This is a genomic window from Synechococcus sp. A15-24 (assembly GCF_014280195.1).
Lineage (GTDB): Bacteria > Cyanobacteriota > Cyanobacteriia > PCC-6307 > Cyanobiaceae > Parasynechococcus.
Window position 1 is genome coordinate 1,939,758 of record NZ_CP047960.1, and the last position, 18,693, is coordinate 1,958,450.

Below are 18,693 nucleotides of genomic sequence, written 5' to 3' on the forward strand. Positions count from 1 at the left end.
GTTCTTCAAGTCGTCAGCTCCGTGCCCCTCCGCCAGGCGATCGAGCGCAGCCAGGGCTGGCACCGGCGACTCACCGTGCCCCAGTTCACCGTGGTCACCGGCCTGCTGGTGATCCTGCTGGGCACGCTGTTGTTGGCCACACCGCTGTGTTCCAGCAGCAAGGTGGGGCTCTGGGAAGCCCTGTTTACAGCCACATCAGCGATCACGGTGACCGGCTTGTCGATCATTGATGTCGGAGCCGATCTCACCACAGCCGGGCAACTGGTGCTGGCGATGATGATCCTGGCGGGAGGCCTGGGACTGATGGCAATCACCACCTTTCTCCAGGGGTTCGTGGTGAAGGGCACTGGTCTACGGCGCCGACTGGACCGGGGCCAGACCCTCGATGAATTCGGCGTCGGCGGAGTTGGCAGCACATTCCGTGGCATTGCTGCGACGGCGGCACTGGTGATCCTGGTGGGTGCTCTGGTGCTGTACGGCTTCGGGTTCAGCGACATCCCTGACCGAGGTGAACGCCTGTGGGCCTCGATCTTCCACAGCATCTCGGCCTACAACAACGCCGGCTTCGGACTCTGGTCCGACAGCCTTGAGCGGTATCACGACAACCTTCTGGTCAACACCGTTGTGATGGTGCTGATCGTGATGGGGGGACTGGGCTGGCGGGTCACCAGTGATCTCGCCAGTCAAGGGGTCCGCCGCGGCCGGCGGCGGCTCAGCCTTCACACCCGGCTGGTGTTGCGCACCACGCTGCTGCTTGTGGTGTTCGGCACCCTTGGCCTTGCCTTGACGGAATGGCTCAACCGCGGCGAGGTGTTCATCGGGATGGCCTGGCGGGAACGCTGGATGACCGCCCTGTTCGAATCGGTCACCGCCCGAACGGCCGGGTTCACCACAGTGCCCTTCTCACTGGAGAACATCACCGATTCGGGCACCCTGCTGCTGATGGCGCTGATGTTCATCGGTGCCAGTCCGGGGGGGACAGGCGGAGGCATCAAGACCACCACCGTGGCCGCCCTGATGGCAGCGACGCGATCCACCATGCGCGGTCGCGATGCGGTGGTGATCCGCAACCGCGAAATCCCGGACAAGGTTGTGCTGAGGGCCCTTGGCATCACCGTGGCGTCACTGCTGTTTGTTCTGGCGATGGCGTTGTTGCTGAGCATCGCCAGCAACCTCAACGGTGCAGAACCCTTCACGTTTCTGGAGATGCTGTTCACCTGCATCTCGGCCTTTGCCACCGTCGGCCTCGATCTTGGGGTCACGGAGCAGCTGGGACGCTTCGGCCAGGCTGTGCTGATGCTGGGAATGTTTGTGGGGCGGCTTGGGATTCTGTTGCTACTGAGCGCCATCTGGGAACTGATGACCCGGGAGCAGATCCACATCTATCGCCAGAATCGGATTGGTTATCCCCGTGAGGACCTGTATGTCTGACCGCCGTCTTTGGGATCACCAGCGATGAGGGAATGGTGGCAATGGAGCCCGCTCCAGGGCAGCGAGCGGTTGGGCTTCGCAGTCGTCGGCGTTGGTCGTTTCGGGATCGCCGTCTGCCGAGAACTGCTGCAGAACGGGGCAGAGGTGCTGGCGGTGGACCGCTCAGAACGGGCCGTGGATGAGCTGCGTCAGCTGGAGCCAACCGTGGAAGCCCGGGTGGTGGATTGCACCGATGAAGAATCGCTGCGGGAAGCCGGTGTGCTGGACATGGGCACGGTGGTGGTGGCCATGAGCGAACCGATCGAGGCCAGCATCACAGCAACCCTGATCGCCAAGGACAGTGAGGGCACCAGGGTCCGCCAGGTGATCGCCCGCGCCACCAGCGAACTGCACGAAAAGATGTTGAAGCGGGTTGGTGCCGACCGGGTGATCTTTCCCTCCCGCATGCAGGGAGAACGACTGGGCCTTGAGCTGGTGCGCCCCAACCTGATGGAGCGTCTGGCCCTGGATGAAAAGCACTGCATTGAGGAGATCAAGGTGCCGGAGCCATTTATGGGCCGCTCACTGCGTGATCTGAATCTGCGCAAGAACTTCCGGGTGAATGTGCTGGCAGCGGGCCCCCAGAGCAACCTCACGGTGAACCCCCCGGCCTCCCATGTGCTGGAGGAAGGCCATCTGCTCGTGGTGATGGGCCTGGTGGATGACCTGCAACGGTTGCCCAAAACCTGACGGTCACCCCCATGCTCTGCCTCGGCCTGATGAGTGGCACCAGTGCCGACGGAGTCGATGCGGTATTGGCTCGCTTCCAGGGTGCTCCCGATCGTCCTGAGTGGCAGCTGCTGAGCCATCACCACAGCCCCTACCCAGCTGCACTGCGGGACGAGCTGGTTCGAATCGGCCAGGGAGAACCACGACCGGCCGCGGCCCTGCTGGATCTGGCGGAGGCGGTGACCGAACAACAGGCGATAGCGGCTCGCGGCGCCGACCCCGATCAGCGCGCGAGCCTGATCGGTTGCCATGGCCAGACCCTTTGGCATCGCCCACCCAGCAGCACAAGGCGCGGCGCCAGCTGGCAGTTGTTGCAGGCTCCGCTGCTGGCCCAACTCTTGGTAAGGCCAGTGGTGCACGATTTCCGCTCCGCCGACCTGGCCCTAGGAGGTCAGGGGGCGCCCCTGGTGCCCAGGGCCGATGCTGCCCTGATCGGGCATGGGGACGGCTGGCGGGGGGTGCTCAATCTGGGGGGCATTGCCAACCTCACCCTGATCCCTCCCCGCTCGGGTCCCCAGCGACGGGAGCCTGTTTTTGGCTGGGACTGTGGACCAGCGAACAGCCTGATCGATCTGGCAATGGAGCAGTTCAGCGATGGCCAGCAGCTGTTTGATCGGGACGGTGCCATGGCCGCAGCAGGACGTTGCGACAACGATGTGATTCAGCGTTGGCTTCAAGAGCCCTACTTTCAGCTCAGCCCACCGAAATCAACGGGGCGGGAATGCTTCGGCCAAGAGGATCTCAGGCGTCGTCTTCACGAGCTGGGGGCAGCCCCGACCGTCAATGCTGTGGCCACCCTCACCGGCTTCACCGCGGCGGTGGTGGCTCAGGATCTTGACCGATTGAGGGCGGACAGAAACGTCCATATCTTGGAGCTACTGGTGGCCGGAGGTGGCTGCCGCAACCCAGTGCTGATGAAGGAACTCCAACGTCGCTGCCGGGGGCTGGCCGTGCGGGCAAGTGATCAGATTGGTCTGGCTGCGGAGGCGAGGGAGGCGCTTGTCTTTGCGCTGCTGGCCTGGTGGCATCACCGCGGCCACTCCGGCAATGCACCCGCCATCACAGGTGCAACGCGGGAAGCATGCCTCGGCGTCAGGGTTGCCCCCGCCTGATCGTGACTGAGTCAGGGACGGTGCAGGCGCAACCGCCTTGGAGCGCCGCGCAGACGACGGGGTTGCTGGGCCTCGAGGGCGGAGCGCAACCGCTCTTCCCTTGAGGGCAGCGTCGCCTCAGCATTCTGTTCATGCCTCTGGACTCCCTGCTGGATCAGCACCCGCGCCATGTTGCTGACCGTGCGCGACTCCTGATCAGCCAAGGCCGTCAAGCGGGCGCAGAGATCCTCAGGCAGGACCACCTGAATCCGCGGGGATTTGGGCTTCCCGCTGGAGGACGTCTGACGGGTAGGCACAACCGGATCTCCAGGGGGAGTCTCAGCTACTCGAAAGTGTACAGAGGTGGTCAAGGGTAGTATCCATGACTATGATGGGGGCATCGGTCCTCCTCGGAGTGCCCCATGCCCGAATCCACAACGACCACCCAGCGCCGCAGCCGGCGCACCACTGGCCGTCGCCGCCCTCAACGAACCCCTGAGAACAGTGACGTGCTTGTGTCCGCTGTGATCAGCACGTATTTGCTCACCCACCTGCACCACGTGTTGCAACGGGCTGAATACGGCGCCGCCCAGGAGGGCAGAAACTCCCAGGCCGCCAATTACGCCCAGCTGCGCAAGGTGCTTTGCATGGATGCCCGCAGCATGGAAGATGCCTCCGCCCTTGGCCTCCGTGATGAAGGGTTGGACCAGGCAGCCTGACGATCGTCGAGCAACTGAATAGCGTTACTTCAGCCGCATCGATGTCCATGGCTGGCCATGCCGCTGCTCTCTACGAGCGCATCCGCAGCAACCCAGAACAGACCCAGGCCTTATTCCGGCAGGCGCTGCAGGATCCCTCCGGTGCCATGGCCTCCATCTGTCAATTTGGCGAAGACCAGGGGCTCCCTGTCACTCCGGACGAGGTCAGGCAGCATCTGGCCAGCCTCGACGATGAGGCCAGCCATCGCTGGGTCGTCAAGGCACGCGGTGGGCTGTAAGCGGTTCCTGCTCCACGATCCGCTCGCCGGGAACTTGCCCTGATGTCGGTCTGCGGCGCTCGTAGCCGCCGCCACCGGCCCAGCTGAAAAACAACAGATAGCTCACGATGGCCAGACCGGCGGCCACCACAACCGCTGCCAGCTGCTCCAGTTTCAGCACGGCCTGACTCCCTGGTGTCCCATTCACCAGTCTGCCGGCAGGGATGATGGGAACTCAATGCTCCCGGCCGGTGCTGCGACTCGAAAACGTCAGCAAGATCTATCCGACCGGGGAGGTGCTGCGCAACGTCACCTGGGAGGTCAAGCCAGGGGATCGCATCGGCCTGGTCGGCGTCAACGGTGCCGGCAAGTCCACCCAGATGCGCCTGATTGCTGGGCAGGAGGAACCCAGTAGCGGCCAGGTGGTGCGTCAGGGCGATCCGCGAATCGCCTTTCTGCAACAGGAATTTGACGTCAATCCCGAGCGCAGCGTGCGCGAGGAACTGTTTCAGGCCTTCGGGGAAGCCGCCGTTGTTCTGAACCGCCAGCGGGAGGTAGAGGAGGCAATGGCATCCGACAAGGCCACTGAGGATCCCGACCACCTCGATCAGCTCATCCATGAGCTGGGGAGGCTGCAAACCCGGTTTGAGGCTCTCCATGGCTACGAGCTGGATGCACGAATCGACAAGCTCCTGCCGACGATCGGCTTCACGCCTGAAGGCGCAGAACAACTGGTCAGCGACTACTCCGGCGGCTGGCAGATGCGCATCGCCCTGGGGAAAATCCTGCTGCAGGACCCTGACCTGCTGCTGCTGGATGAGCCCACCAACCACCTGGATGTCGAGACAATCCAATGGCTGGAGGGTTACCTGGTGGAGCAGACCGCGGCCCTGGTGGTGATCAGTCACGACCGCACCTTCCTGGATCGGGTCTGCAATCAGATCGTGTCCACCGAACGCGGCATCTCCCGCAGCTATCTGGGCAACTACACAGCCCACCTCGAACAGAAACAACTGGAACAGGAGGCCACCCAGGCCGCCTTCGAACGCCAGCAGAAGGAGATTGCCACCCAGCAGGCCTACATCGATCGCTTCCGCGCCAGCGCCACCCGCAGCACCCAGGCCAAAAGCCGCGAGAAACAGCTGGACAAAGTGGAGCTGGTTGAGGCTCCGATCGAATCGGTCTCAGGCCCCAGCTTTCGCTTCCCACCGGCCCCCCGCTCCGGGGCGCAGGTGGCGGTGATTGACAACCTCTGCCACAGCTATGGGGAAAAAATCCTGTTCCTCGGCGCTGAACTGGAGGTGGAGCGCGGCGATCGGATTGCCTTCGTCGGCCCCAATGGAGCCGGAAAATCCACCCTGCTACGCCTGGTGATGGGGACCGAAACCCCTGACGAGGGCAGCGCGCGACTTGGGGAACACAACGTGGTGGCCCGCTATTTCGAACAGAACCAGGCCGAAGCCCTTGACCTGAACAAAACCGTCATCGACACAATGTTCGAAGCGGTGCCCGACTGGACGCAAACCCAGGTGCGCTCCCTGCTCGGCAATTTCTGCTTTAGCAACGATTCCGTGTTCAAAGAGGTGGGCAAGCTGAGCGGTGGTGAGAAGGCTCGCCTGGCGCTTGCCCTGATGCTGTTGAGCCCCTGCAACCTGCTGGTGCTGGACGAGCCCACCAACCATCTGGACATCCCGGCCAAACAGATGCTGGAGGATGCGCTCCGTGAGTTCGAAGGGGCTGTGCTGGTGGTCTCCCACGACCGCTACTTCATCTCCAGAGTTGCCAACCGGATCGTGGAATTGCGCGACGGCGAACTGGTGCTGTACCGCGGCGATTACGCCTACTACCTCGAGAAAAAAGAGGAGGAAAGGGCTGAAGAACGGGAGAAACAACTGGCTGCGGAGCAGGAAGCCAAACACAAGGCCAACCGGGACAAGCAGAAAGCACGTCAGGAGCGCCGCAAAAAAGCGGCCTGACCAGCATTCTTGCCAAATCGGGGGAAACTTCACAGACCCTTAGGCAGGACAACTCATTTCGCTTTACCCAGCCATTACGTGTGCATAGGCTGACAAAACTGATCCCCGCCGCGATGACAATGGTCTCCCGCCCCAGCAGCCACGACCATGCCGCGAATGGGGGCGCCCCCCACGAGCAGACCTGGGACGCCGTGGAGACCTACTTCGAGTGCATCACCACCTGCTCCCTCGATGACGGGGAATGCATCACCCGCTGCGTTGATCAACTGCGGGACAACGATGACGCCTGAGCGCAGCGCGACAGCGTCGGCTTAAGCGGCGAGATCCATTGGCGTCATCGACACCGTGAGCGTTGTCTCGCCTCGCTTGATCGACAGGGTCAGTTGCCGTCCAACGCCATTGCGTTCAATAGCGGCCACCACCTGCGTGGGGCTGGCTGTGGCCACACCATTGATGGCAGTGATCACGTCGTCGGGCTTCAGGCCAGCGCCGGCTGCGGGAGCACCGGGCTGAACGGAACGGATCACAGGGCCCTGAGGACCAGCCGCCAAGCCAACCCCGATCACGGGATGACTGGCTCGCCCCGTGTTGACCAATTGCTTGGCGATGCTGCGGGCCCGGTTGATCGGAATGGCAAAGCCGAGGCCAGCCCCGGGCCCCGAGCGGACCAGGGTGTTGATGCCGATCACCTCACCCTCCGCATTGAGCAGCGGACCGCCGGAGTTGCCGGGGTTGATCGCTGCATCGGTCTGGATCAGATCCAACCGCTTTCCGGAAATTCCCAGCTGGGCCACATTCCGGTTGAGGTTGCTGATGATGCCCATGGTCACGGTGTTTTCCAACCCGTATGGGTTGCCAACGGCAATCGCCCAGTCGCCCACCTTCAATCGATCGGAATCCCCCAGGGCGGCGATGGGCCAAGGCCCCTTGCCCTCCAGCCGCACCACGGCCAGATCCGTGAGACTGTCCTTGCCGACCACCTTGGCTTCAACGCTCCGCCCGTCAGTGAGCTCCACCTGAAGCGTGTCAGCCCCCTCCACGACGTGGGCATTGGTGAGCACCAGCCCCTCGGCATCAAAGATCACACCGCTCCCCTGACCGCGTTGCACTCGAGAACGTGGGGCTGAAGCCCCAGGCACTCCGAAGAAATGACGGAAGAGTGGATCCATCAGCAGACCTTTCGGCAGGCCCGTCATGCCTGAGCTGGTGACCGTTCGAGCCGTTTCCAGCGTGACCACCGCCGGACCGCTGCGCTCCACAGCCGCCGCAACGAAGGACTGGCGGGACAAGCCTGAGGGGGCGGACCTGGACTGGGCGCGTGATGCCGAGGGCAGCCATCCCTGAACAGTCACAGCACTAAGAACAGCTCCCCCGAGCAGCAACGAGGCAAGGGCGGGCATGGTCTTGGCAGGGGGAATCGACGTCACGGATGTCATGGATGCCGCTCTGACCGTAGGAAGCGGTTTGGGGTGCCAACAAGCCCCGAAACGGTCAGAGCTATGACCAGGTGCAACCACCCCCGCCCTCGGCCCGTCAGGATGAGAGGGCTGGACGTGCCGGCTCACGATGCTCAGTTCCCTTTTTCCTCTGCTCTACGGCACGATTTTTGTGGCCCTGCTCTGGCAAGCCTTCCGGGTGATGGGTAAAGGCTTCCGCGCGGCCAGTGGCCCGATTGCGGAACCAAACGATCGGACAGGCCGCGTCACCGTGCACCCGGAGCTCTTGGACAACGAGGGCAAAATCACCGATGAAGCCTTGTTGACAGTGCGTTTTAGTGGTGACGATGACTCCCAGGAGGAAGCCCCCGGACCTGGCGCTGAATAAGTTGGGACATTGATGCCTATACGGGGTATCAACCAGGAAACGATCAGGGGACGTCCGAGTGGATCAGAAAACACGCATCGTTGCTGCTGTGATCAAAGGGGTGAAGTTGCCTCCCCGTTTCAGGTTGCGCCTGCTGAAGGAAGACCCCGTGCGGTTGGAGCTGAGCCTCACCCCCGCCTACGGCAAGGACCCAGTGACGGTTGGATTGGTGGAGTCACTCGACCTGGTGGCCCGACGTGACCGCGAGGGCCGGATCCCTCGGGACCTGCAGGGGACCTGGGACTGGACTGTGCGCCATGGCCAGGTGAGCACCGGGGGCTGGAACCCCTATCTGAAGGAGGCCCTGCAGACGATGTTTGAAACCGGCCTGCCCGCCATTGTTTTCGAAGAATTGACCGGCGAGGAATACCACCCCGTCGATGGCACCCGGCACGTGCGCTGACGCACCCAGGCGACCCGGATGTGAAGCCGTGCGAACCGCGACAGCGGAAGCGTTCAAGCCGAGCTAGGACGGAATTGCTTCGGCCTTTAAGGTTTTCTTCATGGTCAATCCCGCGATATCCGTGGGCCCATTGGTCCGGCTCTTAACAGCCCTGGGAGCCATCAGCAGTTTGCTGCTGATGGCGTTGCTCAACCTCGTGCGTTGACACTCAAACCCAGGCAGGACGCTTATCCGATCGATGCGCTCATGCCTGAGCTGTGCAACCGATTCCAGCCAGGCCGCACGTTGTTGCTCCAAGCCCCGCCTGGCGCAGGAAAAACCACCCGGGTTCCCCTTGCCCTGATCGGTGCCCTGGGGGATGAGATCCGCAGGGACGGGCGGATCTGGATGATTGAACCCCGCCGGCTGGCGGCTCGGGCCGCTGCAGCCCGCCTGGCCGCCAGCCTCGAGGAAGAGGTTGGACAACGGATTGGCTTCGCCGTGCGTGGTGAGCAGCGGCGATCCGCCCGAACCCAGGTGGAGGTCATCACCGACGGCCTCTTTCTGCGACGGCTGCAGGCGGATCCCTCCCTGGACGGGGTGAGCTGTGTGCTGTTTGACGAATTTCACGAACGGCGCCGCGATGCCGACCTCGCCTTCGCCCTGCTGCGGGAAGCAGCCCCTCTGCTGCGGCCGGACCTGAGCCTGATGCTGATGTCAGCCACCTTGGACATCACCGACCTGCGATCAAGGCTGCCCGAGGCCACGGTGCTGACCAGCGAAGGACGAGCCCACCCTGTCGACACCCTGCACCAACCGCCGCGAGCGGACGAACCGCTGCCACAGCAAGTGCTCCGTGCCGTGGAGACCCATGGCCTTGATCTCCCGAAAGGCAGTGGAGTGTTGGTGTTTCTGCCTGGACTGGCAGAGATCGAGCGTTGCCGAGAACGGCTGGAGCACGCCAATGCCCTCAGGCACTGGCAGATCTGCCCCCTCCATGGCCAGCTGCCCCTGGAGCGCCAGAGCGATGCGCTGAAACGCTGCCCTGCCAACCGCGACGGCAAGCTGGTGCTGGCCAGTGGAATTGCCGAAAGCTCGGTCACCATTAACGGCGTGCGCTTGGTGATCGACAGCGGCCTGAGCCGGCAGCTGCGCTTCGATCCAAACACCGGCATGGAGGGCCTCGAGACCGTTCCCGCCAGCCTTGCGAGTGCGGATCAACGACGCGGCAGGGCGGGACGCCAGGGACCTGGTTGCTGCGTCCGGTTGTGGTCTCCAGCCGAGCAAAAACGACGCCCCAGCTTCAGCCCACCGGAACTGCTGCTGGCGGACCCCCAACCGGTGGTGATGGAGCTGGCGGGATGGGGCGCAGGGCTGGGTGATGCACTCCCCTGGCTGGATCCACCACCCCAAGCGGCCCTGCGAGAGGGGCAAGGGGAGCTGAAAAGCCTCGGCATCCTTGACAGGGACGGCCGCTTCACCGCCATCGGCCAGCAGCTGACGCAGCTGGGGGTCCACCCACGCCTTGGTCTGTTGATGGTGGAAGCTCAGCGCCATGGCCGCAGCCGGCTTGGCTGCGATCTGGCCGCCCTCCTGAGTGACCGGGATCCCCTGTCTGGAGCGGAGGTGGGCTGCGACCTTGAAGCCCGCCTCGAGGCCATGCGCGAGCAGAAGCGTTGCAAGCCCCTGCGGGAGCTGAGCCGTCAACTGAAGCGACAACTGGCACGCCTGGAGATCGATCCCGATGCCGAGAGCACGGGCATCGACAGCGCCCAATTGATCCTCACCGCCTTCCCCAGCTGGCTCGCTTTGCAACGGCCCGGACAAACGGGGCGCTACCGACTGCGCCAGGGTCGTGGGGCCATCCTTCGCCCAGCAGACCCCCTGGCCGGCTCTGAGGCCCTGGCGGTGGCCAGGCTGGACATGGGCCAACGGGACACGAGGATCCAGCTGGCGGTGCCCCTCAGCCGTCAACGGGTGGAGAAGCTGGCTCTTGAGCAAGGGGAATGGCTGGATCAGGTCACCTGGGATGACAAGTCAGAGCGGATTCGGGCCGAACGTCAGCTGAAGCTGGGGGCGCTGGTGCTTCGCCAGGAGGCGCAACCGGCTCCACCGGCCGAGCAGTGCCGAGATCTTCTGCTCAGCCGCTTCAGAGAATCCGGACGGCTGGAGCTGCTGCCCTGGTCAGACAGCTGTGAACAACTGCGTCGACGTCTGGCGCTGGCGCACCGCCACCGAGGGGCTCCATGGCCGAGCCGGGATCGCATCGCACTGATTGAGCATCCCGAGCAGTGGCTGGGGCCCTGCCTGGAAGGATGCCTCAGCTGGCAAGACCTGGATGAACTCAGCCTGCAGGAGGCCCTCTGGGGTGAGCTGAGCTGGGAGCAACGCCAGCAGCTAAATCGGCTGCTGCCCCTGCGCCTGAGCATCCCCTCCGGCCGTGAAGCAACGCTTCGCTACGAGGATGAGGAGGTGGTGCTTGCTGTGAAATTGCAAGAAATGTTCGGCTGCCAGGAAGGGCCGACCGTTCTCGACAACCAGCTGGCGGTGACCATTGAACTGCTCTCTCCCGCCGGTCGCCCCCTACAACGAACCCGCGATCTCAGAGGCTTCTGGCAGGGCAGCTACAGCGACGTACGCCGCGAGATGCGCGGCCGCTATCCCAAACATCCCTGGCCTGACAACCCGCTGGAGGCGACCGCAACAGCCTTCACCAAGCGACGATCTGCTACCAGGAAGTAAACAACTCCGAGTGTCGCCGCAAGCACTGGCAACAAAAGTCCAACCTTTGTTACATTTGGTGTATCCACAACTGGTTCTCCTCCATGTCTGACAACGCACGCTTCGGCTTCGTCAACTTCGCTGAAACCTGGAACGGCCGTCTGGCCATGATGGGCTTCGTCATCGGCCTCGGCACTGAGCTGCTGACCGGCCAGGGCATCCTGTCCCAAATCGGCCTCGGCTGATCCTTCGCGATATACAAAAGCCCCTTCGGCCAGGCCGAGGGGCTTTTTTGATGTCTGCTCATCCGCTCCTTGATGGTCCACAGTGGACCTCCGCGACCCAACAGCCTTGGCACCGCTTTACGTTCAGAACCGTCGTGATGGCTCCAGGTTGCTGAGCAGTGCCCTGGTGATTTTCACCATCGCCGCAACCCAACTCCACCAAGCCTGGGGAGCAGCCGTGGCCATGATCAGCGCCGTGGTTTGCCTGTACTGGGGTTTCGCCTACCGACGTCTTGAGCGCTGACCGGATCCCCAGCTTTTCCGTCGCGGAACTCAACGCCGCCGTCGGCAACCTGCTGGAACGGGGCTTTGCTCCGCGCTTCCTGGTTGAAGCGACCGTCTCCAGGCCCCAGCTCAAAAAAGGCCACCTCTGGCTGACCCTCACCGATGGGGAGGCAAGCATCTCGGCAGTGGCGTGGGCATCCCAGCTGCGGCAGCTCCGTTATCGGCCGGAAGACGGCGACGGGGTGACCGTGGTCGGCAAGCTGAATTTCTGGGCTGCACGAGCCAGTCTCAACGTCCAGGTGCTGGACATCCGCCCGAGCCTGAGCACCGTGCTGCGGCAGTTCGAGCTGGTGCGTCGCCGGCTGGAGGAGGCGGGGTTGCTCGATGTCACACGCCGCCGACCGCTTCCGCGGCAACCAAAAACACTGGCGGTCTTGACCAGCGTTCCCAGCTCCGCCTTGGCGGACATGCTTCGTACCGCCTCTGAACGTTGGCCGATGACACGCCTGCTGGTGGTGCCGATCCCAGTTCAAGGCAGCGTGGCAGCGCGAATCCAAGAGGTGCTGGGTCGCCTGGCCGAAGAAGCGAGCGCGCTGGAATTGGACGCCCTGGTGCTGGCCCGCGGGGGCGGCAGCCGCGAAGATCTGGCCGTCTTCGATGACGAAGATCTCTGCCGTGATCTGGCGGCCTTTCCGGTCCCCGTTGTGACGGGGCTCGGCCATGAGGACGACCTGACCGTGGCCGACCTGGTGGCGGATCATCGGGCCGCCACCCCAACTGCCGCCATCGTGGCTCTGCTGCCGGATCGGCATGTGGCGCTGCGGGAGCTGCAGCAGCAGCGCCAACGGCTGCGGGACCTGCGGAGCCGCTGGCTGGAACGCCAGCATCAGCGTCTGTTGGATCGTCGCCAGGCACTGGCCCTGCTGACACCGCAACGAAGGCTTCAACAACTGCGGCAGCAGCTGGAACAGCGCCGCGCCCTGCTGAGGGCCCTGTCGCCTCAGCGCTGGCTGAAGCAGGGGCTTGCACTTGTCAGCAATGGCCAGGGCATGGCCATCGATGGTGTGAAAGGTGTGCGCAAGAAGGACACACTGACCCTCCGCTTCCAAGACGGCAGCCTTGAAACCGTGGTGACCCAGGTGCGTCCACAAAACTCGTCTTCAACGCCATGAGCCAACCCACCGACCTGCAAGCCCAGATCGAAACCTGGCGCGAGGATGCCGCCGGCCTCAGCTACGAAGAGGCCCTGCAAGCCCTCGATCTGCTGCTGACTGAGCTACAAAGCGACACGGTTCCACTGGCTGAGCTGCAGCAGCGTGTTGCGCATGGGGAGGTGTACCTCGACCACTGCGAATCACTACTGAAGTCTGTGGAACGTGCCGTCGACACCCTCGACCCCGACAGCCTTGAACCAACCACCGATGCGTAAAGCTCTCCCCTGGATTTACCTGGCCTTGGCCGTGCTGGGAGCTGTTCTGCCCTGGAAAGCAAACCTGGAGTTCATCGCGGAAAGCGGCGGCCAGGCCTTCGATCTGTCGCGGTTCGTGGCCGATGCCTCCAGCACGGCAGCAGCACGGTCCCTCAGCGCGGATTTGTTGATCGGAGCCACCGCAGTAACGATCTGGATCTGTGTGGAAGGACCACGACAGAAGATCAAAGGCTGGTGGCTGGCGATCCCCCTGAGCTTTGGCGTTGCCTTCGCCTGCGCAGCTCCGTTTTTCCTGTTCCTGCGCGAACGTCAATTGCAGGCTCAGGAATCCGAGTTGACCTCCTGAGCCGACACGTCGATGGTGACATCACTGGCGGGAACGGCATCGTTGGCTGAAGCCGACGCAGTTGAACCCACCGGCATGGATGTACCACAGGCGGGACATCGCTCAACGCTTTTGACACTGGCGGTTCCGCAGGCTGGACACGTGATCATGCGTGCCTGAAGAACCTTCCATCCGATCCAGCCAAGCCCCGTCAAGAGCAGAGGGAGCCCCAGCAGCACCAATGCCACCCCACCCACAAGATCCAGCAGCACGCGTCCAGCGGCTGTTGGCAACAGCAGCAGTAAAAGAACGGCGAACCAAAGCAATGCTGGTGGACGATTCATCAATCAGGCAGACAGGGCTGTTCAGATCAGGTCCAGCTTCGCAAAATCGGCCTAAAGATCAAGCAGATGTGAGGTTTGGTTGTCCCTGATCAGGCTGACGTAATCTCAGGCTCAATTCAACACTCCAACATTGGCCAAAATACAAAATCAATCCCACCAGCCAGACCCATAGCGTTAAGACCAAAACACCACCAATCACGCCATAGGCCTGGTAGCGATTGCCCAGGGAAATAATACTGAGACTGAGAACACTGTTCAGGATCGTGAGACTGAATCCGATCAACAAAGAGCCGGGGATCAGTGGCCTCAATGGAACGCGACGGCTAGGAAGAACGCGCTGAAGCAAAAGCGCCAACAACGACAGAAACAGGGTTGGAACGAGGATCTGTCCGAGTCGTGTCACTGGCCCCGTCAGCAGTAACAGTGACAACTCAGGCGCGAATTGCTGAAGGGTGGCAAGCAATTCATCCGGCAGCTGGCGAAAGCCCACAACCAGCTGCTCCACCAGGAGTAGAGATGTCAGCAACAACACAATCATGAATGCTTCCAGACGACTACGGATGAACTGAATTACCTGAAAAGAGAACGATTGTGACTGCGCGGGGGATGGCATCCACTCCTCCCACAATCGGTCAGCGCCACGCTGAAGGGTCAAAAATGCATTACTCGCGGTAACCAGAAGAACAACAACACCGAACAAACCTGCTCCGAATCCCTGGTCCACCAGGCCCCGCAATGTGGTTTCCACCAGGTCGAGCGCCGATGGAGGCAAGACAGGCGACAGACTGGCAAAAAGATAATCAAGACTTTCAGCCTTACCGATGACATTGGCCACGACAGCAAGAGCAATCAGTAACAGCGGGAAAATTGATTGCAGCGTGAAATATGCAAACGCAGCACTGAGATCAACACATTCATGACTCACCCAACGCTGACCCGCTCGCCAGAGACTGACGACAATCCAGCGAAAGCGAGAACGTCGACTCAAGGCGAATACGCCACCTATTGGAACACTAACACCAGCGACTCACGCTAAAGCTGGTGAACCATGAGCAAAGCAAGGCACAAAAAAACCACCTCGTGACGAGGTGGTTTCTTCGTGGGGAGGGATGTTGGCCGAAACGGCTCAATCATCAACTCCCTTATTGAGGAATGTTTTACCTGGCATTGAGCTATTTTCTCAGGGGGCTACCCCCCAAATATCGTCGCCGCTGATGCGTTTCACAACCGAGTTCGGGATGGATCGAAGTGGGACCACACCGCCATGAACACCAGGATAAAAGTCATTCCCAAGGTGTGAACCCTGAGAACTGCATAGGATCTGCAACCGTAGTTGCGCGTCTGAATTAAACAAAGAATGTTGTCTTCAGGCAAGAACCAAAATGTTGGTCAAGCCCTCGGTCTATTAGTACTCCTCTGCTGCATCCATTACTGGACTTCCACATAGAGCCTATCAACGGGTGTTCTCCCCGTGACCTTACTGGGTTACCCCATGGGAACACTCATCTTGAGGTGGGCTTCCCACTTAGATGCTTTCAGCGGTTATCCACTCCGCACATGGCTACCCAGCGTTTACCGTTGGCACGATAACTGGTACACCAGAGGTGCGTTCCTCCCGGTCCTCTCGTACTAGGGAGAAATCCTCTCAATGTTCCTACGCGTACACCGGATATGGACCGAACTGTCTCACGACGTTCTGAACCCAGCTCGCGTACCGCTTTAATGGGCGAACAGCCCAACCCTTGGGACCGACTTCAGCCCCAGGTTGCGATGAGCCGACATCGAGGTGCCAAACCTCCCCGTCGATGTGAACTCTTGGGGGAGATCAGCCTGTTATCCCTAGAGTAACTTTTATCCGTTGAGCGACGGCCCTTCCACTCAGAACCGTCGGATCACTAAAGCCGACTTTCGTCCCTGTTCGACTTGTGGGTCTCACAGTCAAGCTCCCTTCTGCTTTTGCACTCGTCAGCTGATTTCCAACCAGCTTGAGGGAACCTTTGCGCGCCTCCGTTACCTTTTAGGAGGCGACCGCCCCAGTCAAACTGCCCACCTGATACTGTCCGCTCCCCGGATGACGGGTGAACGTTAGAACCCTAGCTCTGAAAGAGTGGTATCTCACCATTGACTCAGTAGCACCCGCAAGCACTACTTCAACGTCTCCCACCTATCCTGCGCATTCAGAGCCCGGGCACAATACCAAGCTACAGTAAAGCTTCATAGGGTCTTTCTGTCCAGGTGTACGTAGTCCGCATCTTCACAGACAATTCTATTTCGCCGAGCCTCTCTCCGAGACAGCGCCCTGATCGTTACGCCTTTCGTGCGGGTCGGAACTTACCCGACAAGGAATTTCGCTACCTTAGGACCGTTATAGTTACGGCCGCCGTTCACCGGGGCTTCAGTCGCCAGCTTCGCTTACGCTGACCGGCTTCCTTAACCTTCCGGCACTGGGCAGGCGTCAGCCCCCATACATCGTCTTGCGACTTAGCGGAGACCTGTGTTTTTGGTAAACAGTCGCCAGGGCCTCTTCACTGCGACCACCTTGCGGTGGCACCCCTTCTCCCGAAGTTACGGGGCCATTTTGCCGAGTTCCTTAGAGAGAGTTACCTCGCGCACCTCGGTATTCTCTACCACCCCACCTGTGTCGGTTTCGGGTACTGGCAGTTATGCCTTAACGGGTATAGAGCTTTTCTTGGAAGCATGACGTCACCAACTTCGCTGCCGTAGCAGCTCGTGCTCACGCCTCAGCTCGGAACGTTTTCACCGCTCCTCGACGCCTCGAACGCTTGAACCAGTAACCAACATCTGGCTTGGCTAGCCTTCTCCGTCCCTCTTCCCAAAACATAACCGGTACAGGAATGTTGACCTGTTATCCATCGACTACGCCTTTCGGCCTCGCCTTAGGTCCAGACTAACCCTCCGCGGACGAGCCTGCCGGAGGAACCCTTAGGGTTTCGGTGCATGGGATTCTCACCCATGTTTTCGCTACTCAAGCCGACATTCTCACTTCTATGCAGTCCACGCCCGCTCACGCTAACGCTTCGCCCCACATAGAACGCTCCCCTACCATAAATCCGCAGCTTCGGTACAACACTTAGCCCCGTTCATTTTCGGCGCAGGATCGCTCGACCAGTGAGCTATTACGCACTCCTTTGAGGATGGCTGCTTCTAGGCAAACCTCCTGGTTGTCTATGCAATCCCACCTCCTTTATCACTTAGTGTTGATTTGGGGACCTTAGCTGGCGGTCTGGGCTGTTTCCCTCTTGACCATGGAGCTTATCCCCCACAGTCTGACTGCCTGACTACACACAGGGTATTCAGAGTTCATCTCGATTTGGTACCGCTCTCGCAGCCCGCACCGAAATGGTGGCTTTACCCCCCTGCTGGAGCATCAGACGCTACGCCTCAACGTATTTCGGGGAGAACCAGCTAGCTCCGGGTTCGATTGGCATTTCACCCCTAACCACAGCTCATCCGCTGACTTTTCAACGTCAGTCGGTTCGGACCTCCACTTGGTATCACCCAAGCTTCATCCTGGCCATGGTTAGATCACCCGGGTTCGGGTCTATAAACACTGACAAGCGCCCTATTCAGACTCGCTTTCGCTATGGCTCCACCATTTCCGGTTTAACCCGCCAGTGCCTATAAGTCGCCGGCTCATTCTTCAACAGGCACACGGTCACCCTATGAGTAGGACTCCCATTGCTTGTAGGCTCACGGTTTCATGTTCTATTTCACTCCCCTCCCGGGGTTCTTTTCACCTTTCCCTCGCGGTACTGTTTCGCTATCGGTCACACAGTAGTACTTAGCCTTACGAGGTGGTCCTCGCGGATTCACACGGAATTTCACGTGCTCCGTGCTACTCGGGATACAGCTAGCTCAGTTCAGTTTTCGGTTACGGGGCTTTCACCCTCTGTGGCGTGTCATTCAAACACTTCTCCTAACATCCCTGATACACGTTGCTGTCCCACAACCCCGATACTCGAAAGTATCGGTTTAGGCTCTTCCCCGTTCGCTCGCCGCTACTTAGGGAGTCGTTTTTACTTTCCTTTCCTCCAGCTACTAAGATGTTTCAGTTCGCTGGGTTGGCTCGCACCAGCCTATGGATTCAGCTGGCCGTACTAGGGGTTGCCCCATTCGGAAATTCCCGGATCAAAGCGTGCTTCCAGCTCCCCGAGACTTATCGCAGGTAACCACGTCCTTCATCGCCTCTGTGTGCCAAGGTATCCACCGTGAGCCCTTTGTAGCTTGACCAATTAATCTCCTGAACGCTTACCGCCGTTGAAAGCAGATTTTCAAGTTTTAATCATCAACTTTCGCTGATTCCTAAAACAAGATCAAACTCTGATTCGCTCGACACGAATCAAAGAACGCTCAAGAGTCTCGGCTCTTGCTCAAAAGAATTTTCATTGTTCTAGATCTAATCTCCCTTTCAGAAAATTAGATTTAAAACAATGCATCTGTAAGATGCTTTGTTTTTCCAGACTTACCTATGCAGTTGTCAAGGTTCTGCCAGACTCCAAATCCAATGACCAATCTCTTGATCACTGAACTCGAGCCCAGCATCTTATCAACCAAATTCATTCAAGTAAACTAGTCTACTTCAATTTGGAATGACAGGAAGCTGGGGTCATCCAGCGGACACATCTAAATCACACTTCACAATCGAGTGGTTCTCCATCTTTCAATGCAAAACCGGAGATTGAGTTCGGTCAGTGGAGGTTAGGAGACTCGAACTCCTGACATCCTGCTTGCAAAGCAGGCGCTCTACCAACTGAGCTAAACCCCCAACACCGAATGGGCCATCCTGGACTTGAACCAGGGACCTCACCCTTATCAGGGGTGCGCTCTAACCACCTGAGCTAATGGCCCAGGAAAACT

General features: G+C 60.5%; 20 protein-coding genes, 2 tRNA genes and 2 rRNA genes. 15 read left to right on the forward strand and 9 right to left on the reverse strand.

Going from position 1 to position 18,693, the window contains the following annotated elements:
- Positions 1-21 precede the first annotated feature (21 nt).
- The 3 genes from SynA1524_RS11015 to SynA1524_RS11025 are packed head-to-tail and all read left to right on the forward strand — an operon-like array spanning position 22 to position 3,311.
- A complete protein-coding gene (locus SynA1524_RS11015; RefSeq protein ID WP_186497867.1) occupies positions 22-1,431 on the forward strand; it encodes a TrkH family potassium uptake protein in 1,410 nt (469 codons plus the stop codon).
- A gap of 24 nt (positions 1,432-1,455) precedes the next feature.
- Complete coding sequence (locus SynA1524_RS11020; RefSeq protein WP_011129024.1) at positions 1,456-2,160, forward strand: potassium channel family protein; 705 nt, start codon at positions 1,456-1,458, stop codon at positions 2,158-2,160.
- A gap of 11 nt (positions 2,161-2,171) precedes the next feature.
- On the forward strand, positions 2,172-3,311 hold the full coding sequence (locus SynA1524_RS11025) for an anhydro-N-acetylmuramic acid kinase (protein WP_186497869.1): 1,140 nt from the start codon (positions 2,172-2,174) through the stop codon (positions 3,309-3,311).
- Between the two features lie 11 nt (positions 3,312-3,322).
- Here the strand turns inward: SynA1524_RS11025 and SynA1524_RS11030 are convergent, their stop codons facing one another.
- Positions 3,323-3,607: a ribbon-helix-helix domain-containing protein gene (locus SynA1524_RS11030; protein WP_186497871.1), complete on the reverse strand. Its 285-nt coding sequence runs from the start codon at positions 3,605-3,607 to the stop codon at positions 3,323-3,325.
- Between the two features lie 105 nt (positions 3,608-3,712).
- Here SynA1524_RS11030 and SynA1524_RS11035 point away from each other — a divergent pair, with 105 nt between their 5' ends.
- Together SynA1524_RS11035 and SynA1524_RS11040 are read left to right on the forward strand one after the other, a co-directional pair.
- Entirely contained in the window at positions 3,713-4,009 is a 297-nt protein-coding gene (locus tag SynA1524_RS11035) for a DUF8682 family protein (protein ID WP_186497873.1), read from the forward strand.
- Between the two features lie 47 nt (positions 4,010-4,056).
- Positions 4,057-4,287 carry a DUF8665 family protein gene (locus SynA1524_RS11040; protein ID WP_049692893.1) on the forward strand — a complete coding sequence of 77 codons (231 nt, stop codon included), beginning with the start codon at positions 4,057-4,059 and terminating at the stop codon, positions 4,285-4,287.
- On the opposite strand, the gene SynA1524_RS11045 is transcribed toward SynA1524_RS11040, so the two are convergent.
- A complete protein-coding gene (locus SynA1524_RS11045; RefSeq protein WP_186499626.1) occupies positions 4,265-4,447 on the reverse strand; it encodes a hypothetical protein in 183 nt (60 codons plus the stop codon). The genes SynA1524_RS11040 and SynA1524_RS11045 overlap by 23 nt on opposite strands.
- A gap of 70 nt (positions 4,448-4,517) precedes the next feature.
- On the opposite strand from SynA1524_RS11045, the gene SynA1524_RS11050 reads away from it, so the two are divergent.
- Positions 4,518-6,242 (forward strand): ABC-F family ATP-binding cassette domain-containing protein, encoded by a 1,725-nt coding sequence (locus SynA1524_RS11050; protein WP_186497875.1) that lies wholly within the window; start codon positions 4,518-4,520, stop codon positions 6,240-6,242.
- Positions 6,243-6,355: 113 nt separating this feature from the next.
- Positions 6,356-6,532 carry a DUF8642 family protein gene (locus SynA1524_RS11055; protein ID WP_186497877.1) on the forward strand — a complete coding sequence of 59 codons (177 nt, stop codon included), beginning with the start codon at positions 6,356-6,358 and terminating at the stop codon, positions 6,530-6,532.
- Between the two features lie 21 nt (positions 6,533-6,553).
- On the opposite strand, the gene SynA1524_RS11060 is transcribed toward SynA1524_RS11055, so the two are convergent.
- Complete coding sequence (locus SynA1524_RS11060; RefSeq protein WP_186497879.1) at positions 6,554-7,678, reverse strand: trypsin-like peptidase domain-containing protein; 1,125 nt, start codon at positions 7,676-7,678, stop codon at positions 6,554-6,556.
- Positions 7,679-7,808: 130 nt separating this feature from the next.
- Here SynA1524_RS11060 and SynA1524_RS11065 point away from each other — a divergent pair, with 130 nt between their 5' ends.
- The 8 genes from SynA1524_RS11065 (at position 7,809) to SynA1524_RS11100 (ending at position 13,492) form a co-directional block, all read left to right on the forward strand.
- Positions 7,809-8,066 carry a DUF2973 domain-containing protein gene (locus tag SynA1524_RS11065; RefSeq protein WP_186497881.1) on the forward strand — a complete coding sequence of 86 codons (258 nt, stop codon included), beginning with the start codon at positions 7,809-7,811 and terminating at the stop codon, positions 8,064-8,066.
- A 58-nt stretch (positions 8,067-8,124) separates the two neighbouring features.
- Entirely contained in the window at positions 8,125-8,508 is a 384-nt protein-coding gene (locus SynA1524_RS11070; RefSeq protein ID WP_186497883.1) for a DUF8663 family protein, read from the forward strand.
- Positions 8,509-8,709: 201 nt separating this feature from the next.
- Positions 8,710-11,229: an ATP-dependent helicase HrpB gene (gene hrpB, locus SynA1524_RS11075; RefSeq protein ID WP_286188581.1), complete on the forward strand. Its 2,520-nt coding sequence runs from the start codon at positions 8,710-8,712 to the stop codon at positions 11,227-11,229.
- 83 nt (positions 11,230-11,312) lie between these two features.
- Positions 11,313-11,453, forward strand: a complete 141-nt coding sequence (locus SynA1524_RS11080; protein WP_011129035.1) for a CAB/ELIP/HLIP family chlorophyll-binding protein — start codon at positions 11,313-11,315, stop codon at positions 11,451-11,453.
- A gap of 106 nt (positions 11,454-11,559) precedes the next feature.
- Complete coding sequence (locus SynA1524_RS11085) at positions 11,560-11,736, forward strand: hypothetical protein (RefSeq protein WP_173544309.1); 177 nt, start codon at positions 11,560-11,562, stop codon at positions 11,734-11,736.
- Positions 11,726-12,889: an exodeoxyribonuclease VII large subunit gene (xseA, locus tag SynA1524_RS11090; RefSeq protein WP_186497893.1), complete on the forward strand. Its 1,164-nt coding sequence runs from the start codon at positions 11,726-11,728 to the stop codon at positions 12,887-12,889. Before SynA1524_RS11085 ends, xseA begins: the two co-directional genes overlap by 11 nt.
- Positions 12,886-13,146: an exodeoxyribonuclease VII small subunit gene (gene xseB, locus SynA1524_RS11095; RefSeq protein ID WP_186497895.1), complete on the forward strand. Its 261-nt coding sequence runs from the start codon at positions 12,886-12,888 to the stop codon at positions 13,144-13,146. Before xseA ends, xseB begins: the two co-directional genes overlap by 4 nt.
- Entirely contained in the window at positions 13,139-13,492 is a 354-nt protein-coding gene (locus SynA1524_RS11100) for a DUF2834 domain-containing protein (protein WP_186497897.1), read from the forward strand. The genes xseB and SynA1524_RS11100 overlap by 8 nt, the downstream gene beginning before the upstream one ends.
- On the opposite strand, the gene SynA1524_RS11105 is transcribed toward SynA1524_RS11100, so the two are convergent.
- The 6 genes from SynA1524_RS11105 to SynA1524_RS11130 form a co-directional block, all read right to left on the reverse strand.
- Positions 13,468-13,815, reverse strand: coding sequence for an acetolactate synthase large subunit family protein (locus tag SynA1524_RS11105; RefSeq protein WP_186497899.1), 348 nt, complete (start codon positions 13,813-13,815; stop codon positions 13,468-13,470). The two genes, SynA1524_RS11100 and SynA1524_RS11105, sit on opposite strands and share 25 nt — an antisense overlap.
- Before the next feature lie 58 nt (positions 13,816-13,873).
- Positions 13,874-14,803 carry a YihY/virulence factor BrkB family protein gene (locus tag SynA1524_RS11110; protein WP_186497901.1) on the reverse strand — a complete coding sequence of 310 codons (930 nt, stop codon included), beginning with the start codon at positions 14,801-14,803 and terminating at the stop codon, positions 13,874-13,876.
- A 171-nt stretch (positions 14,804-14,974) separates the two neighbouring features.
- A 5S ribosomal RNA gene (gene rrf, locus SynA1524_RS11115) occupies positions 14,975-15,091 on the reverse strand.
- Positions 15,092-15,200: 109 nt separating this feature from the next.
- Positions 15,201-18,066: ribosomal RNA gene (locus SynA1524_RS11120) — 23S ribosomal RNA — on the reverse strand.
- A 462-nt stretch (positions 18,067-18,528) separates the two neighbouring features.
- Positions 18,529-18,601: transfer RNA gene (locus SynA1524_RS11125), tRNA-Ala, on the reverse strand.
- A 9-nt stretch (positions 18,602-18,610) separates the two neighbouring features.
- A tRNA-Ile gene (locus tag SynA1524_RS11130) sits at positions 18,611-18,684 on the reverse strand.
- Between the last annotated feature and the right edge of the window lie 9 nt (positions 18,685-18,693).